Below are 3,448 nucleotides of genomic sequence, written 5' to 3' on the forward strand. Positions count from 1 at the left end.
GGTCCAGCCGCAGAACGCTCCACCCCGCCCCCTCGGCGGCGGCCAGCGCGGGGGCGAGCGGCTGCGGGTCCAGGCTCATCGGAGAACCGCCTTGAAGGTTTCGTAGTGGTCGTCCGTGTAGTAGAACTCCCCGCCCCCGCCGGTCACGATCCGCCGGGCCCCGCGGTCACGTTCCCCCGGCGTCTTCACGGTGAACTCGTGGTAGTAGCCGCGCTTCTGCTTCGGCAGGGCCTTCTCGAAGTTCCCGAAGACGGTCCCGTCCTGCCGGTACGCGTACGGCCCGCCCTTGTCGATCAGGGCCAGTACCTCCCGCGCCTGCCGCGGCAGCGCGTCGGCCCGTACGGTGCCCATCCCCCTGGCCCACCCGGGCGTGGGCGCGGTCCCCCGGCCGGGGGCGTCACGGACACCGGCAGTGGCGCTGGCGCTGGCGGCAGGCGGCGCCGGGGCGGACTTACCGCCGCAGCCCGCCGCACCGACCAGCGCGGCGCACAGGAACAGCGCACCCAGCACACGCAGCAACGATCGGGGCACGTTCCGAAAGATCATGCACCGATCGTGCCAAATATCCGATTCGCTCGCGAATCGCCTGGTGACGTCAGAGCGCAGACATCTTGGTGTAGGGAGCCAGGACTCGTTTCTGGACCGACCCGAAGTCGACGAGGACGGCGATCCCCTCCTCGATACCGACGACACGGCCAAGGCCGTGCTCGTCGTGACTCACCCGGTCGCCGACGCTGAACTGCCGGAGCGGCGGTTCCACGGGGGCCTTGAACGGGCTGGACGGCAAATGGCGGCGAGGTACTGCTGACTTAGTCATTGAAGCCAGTATGCGCCCCCGGAGCCGCCCCGCGGTCCGCTGTTCGGGTCTCGATTCCGGCACCATCCGGATCACCGGCCGCCGCACGGCCCCGTCAGTCGTCCGGGTCGGCCCGCTCGAGCGCCGGCCGGAGCCCCGGAGCGGACTCGGTCAGCAGGTAGTCGGCGACCGCCGTGTCCGTAACCAGGCTGGTCACCAGCCCGGACCGGAGCACCGCCCCGATCGCGGAGGCCTTGCGCAGTCCGCCCGCGATGGCCACCACTTCGGGGATCCGGCGCAGCCGGTCCGCCTCGACGGTGATGCACCGTTCTCCGAGATCCCGGCCGACCCTGCGGCCTTCCGCGTCGAAGAGGTGCGCGGACATCTCGGCGGCCACACCGAGGGAGGCGTAGTGCGCCCGCTCCTCGTCGGTCAGCATGTCGTGCACGGTGGAGATGCCGGGCTCCCAGGAGCCGATGGAGACGGCGGCGACCGTCACCTTGTCGAAGTACTCGAAGGCGCGCGCGATGCCCGTCTGGCTGCGCAGCGCGGCCGCGGTCGCCGGGTCGGGCAGCAGCATCGGCGCGTAGATGGGGTGCGCGTCCCCGCCCGACACCTGCGCTGCCCTGCGGACGGCCTCCACGGACCCGCGCTCGGCCGTACCGGCGTCGTACACGCCGGTGAGCTGGACGACGGTGCAGGGAGGCAGCCGGTGCAGGGAGGCGGCCATGTGGATGGTGGAGCGCCCCCAGGCCAGTCCGAGGACGTCGCCCTCGTTGACGAGCTCGCCCAGCAGGTCGGCGGCGACCGCGCCGAGGTTCTCCGGATCCGGAGCGTCCTCGGTCGCGTCGGCCGGCGATTCCACGACCACGGCGTGCCGCAGCCCGTACCGGGCGCGGAGCGCGTCGGAGCGCTCCGCGTCCAGTTCGGCCGGCACGCGGATCTCGATGCGTACGAGGTCACGTTCGAGGGCGGTCTCCAGGACCCGGGCCACCTTGAAGCGGCTCACGCCGAACTCCTCGGCGATCTGGATCTTGGACTTGCCCTCCAGGTAGAAGCGGCGCGCCATGGCCGCCGCCTGAACCAGCTCCGCGGGTCCCATCCGCAGGGCTGACCGTCCCGCCGACATTGCAGACACCGCGTTCTCCTCACTGCTGTTCACACTGTCGTGTTCACACTCTCGACTCGCCGTTCATCCTGTCAGATCCGACGGCCGTTGATCAGCCTGGACGGCTTCCGTTCACCGAGCTGTTCATCAAGCCTTGGCTCAGTGGTCGCAAGCCCAGGGCGCCGCGGCGATGGCCGCGCCCGCCTGCTCACGCAGAGTCCGCACCGCGGCGGCCGGATCGACCGCCCCGTAGACCGCGCTTCCGGCCACGAACACGTCGGCTCCGGCCTCCGCGACCCGCTCGATGGTCGACGCCGAGACCCCGCCGTCGACCTGGAGCCAGAGGTCCAGTCCGTGCTTGGCGATGAGCTCACGGGTCCGGCGGACCTTGGGCAGCATGATGTCGAGGAAGGACTGACCGCCGAATCCGGGCTCGACCGTCATGATCAGCACCATGTCGAGCTCGGGGAGGATGTCCTCGTACTGCTCGATCGGGGTGCCGGGCTTGAGCGCCATCGCCGCCCGGGCCCCCATGGCCCGGATCTCCCGCGCCAGGCGCACGGGCGCCGCGGCGGCCTCCGCGTGGAAGGTGACGGAACCGGCGCCCGCCTCCACGTACTGCGGCGCCCAGCGGTCCGGGTCCTCGATCATCAGGTGCAGGTCCAGCGGGATGTCCGTGGCGCGGCTCAGGGACTCCACGATCGGGACGCCGAGGGTGAGGTTCGGGACGAAATGGTTGTCCATGACGTCGACGTGCAGCCAGTCGGCCCCCTCGACGGCCCGCGCCTCCTCGGCGAGGCGGGCGAAGTCGGCGGACAGGATGCTGGGATTGATCTGAACGGCCATGACCCAAGCGTGCCATGCCCTCGGCCACTTCCGGCCACGGCCCTGGAACTCGGTGTTCTCGTAGCGGCACTTAATTGATCAAGGCGCGGATTTCACCTGTCCTTCGGGGTGCCCGTCGTGGCCGGTGCCGCGGAGGGCCGCCTCCAACTGCCCGCGCAGCGCGTCCAGCCGGCTGCGGCCGGGAGTGAAGACCGGCATCTGGCGCACGATGTGGCGCACCTCCGGCGGGGCCTGCCCGACCGCCCGGCGGATCTCCTCGTCGCCGGCCGCGGGGTCACCGCCCGCGGCGAGTTCGCCCGCACGCGCCGCCTGCATCGCGGGCCCGAGGGCGTGCTTCGTCTGGTCGGCGCTGGCCAGGGCGTGGATGTACGGGCTCGCGGCCGCGTAGCCCGCGGCGCGGGCGGCGGCCGCGGCGGCCGGATCGCCGACCTCCCGCGCCGCCGCGAGGGCCGCGGTGGCCAGGGAGCGCAGCGGCCCCTTGCGCAGCTCTCCGCGCGCGTAGGCGCGGATCCCCTCGATGGCCTCGCGGGGCCGGCTGTCGGTGGGGGCCTGCTCCTCGAAGAGCGCCAGCACCCGCTCGGCGCTGCCGGCGGCCCAGGCCCCGAGGATCCGCCGGTCTTCGTCGCTGATGGTCACCTGGTTCACCCGGCCATCCTGCCGGGTCCGGGCGCCCCCGTCCCCGCGGTTTCGCCGGGTCC

5 protein-coding genes are annotated in these 3,448 nt (G+C 72.2%); all 5 read right to left on the minus strand.

Going from position 1 to position 3,448, the window contains the following annotated elements; genetic code table 11:
- Nucleotides 1–75 precede the first annotated feature (75 nt).
- Nucleotides 76–546 (minus strand): ribonuclease domain-containing protein, encoded by a 471-nt coding sequence (locus ACFV0Q_RS39870; protein ID WP_385012790.1) that lies wholly within the window; start codon nt 544–546, stop codon nt 76–78.
- 49 nt (nt 547–595) lie between these two features.
- Complete coding sequence (locus ACFV0Q_RS39875) at nt 596–817, minus strand: CarD family transcriptional regulator (protein WP_266578279.1); 222 nt, start codon at nt 815–817, stop codon at nt 596–598.
- Between the two features lie 94 nt (nt 818–911).
- Nucleotides 912–1,925 (minus strand): sugar-binding domain-containing protein, encoded by a 1,014-nt coding sequence (locus ACFV0Q_RS39880; protein WP_266581380.1) that lies wholly within the window; start codon nt 1,923–1,925, stop codon nt 912–914.
- 138 nt (nt 1,926–2,063) lie between these two features.
- On the minus strand, nt 2,064–2,750 hold the full coding sequence (rpe, locus tag ACFV0Q_RS39885; protein ID WP_385012793.1) for a ribulose-phosphate 3-epimerase: 687 nt from the start codon (nt 2,748–2,750) through the stop codon (nt 2,064–2,066).
- Between the two features lie 78 nt (nt 2,751–2,828).
- Nucleotides 2,829–3,448, minus strand: a 620-nt coding sequence (locus tag ACFV0Q_RS39890; RefSeq protein WP_385012795.1) for a putative immunity protein, incomplete at its 5' end; no start/stop codon positions are given.

This window comes from Streptomyces sp. NPDC059564 (assembly GCF_042735575.1).
Lineage (GTDB): Bacteria > Actinomycetota > Actinomycetes > Streptomycetales > Streptomycetaceae > Streptomyces.

Excerpts from the sequence above, each read along its gene's own strand:
- ACFV0Q_RS39880 (WP_266581380.1), bottom strand. The coding sequence starts at position 1,925 with ATGTCGGCGGGACGGTCAGCCCTGCGGATGGGACCCGCGGAGCTGGTT.
- ACFV0Q_RS39875 (WP_266578279.1), bottom strand. The coding sequence starts at position 817 with ATGACTAAGTCAGCAGTACCTCGCCGCCATTTGCCGTCCAGCCCGTTC.
- ACFV0Q_RS39870 (WP_385012790.1), bottom strand. The coding sequence starts at position 546 with ATGATCTTTCGGAACGTGCCCCGATCGTTGCTGCGTGTGCTGGGTGCG.
- rpe (WP_385012793.1), bottom strand. The coding sequence starts at position 2,750 with ATGGCCGTTCAGATCAATCCCAGCATCCTGTCCGCCGACTTCGCCCGC.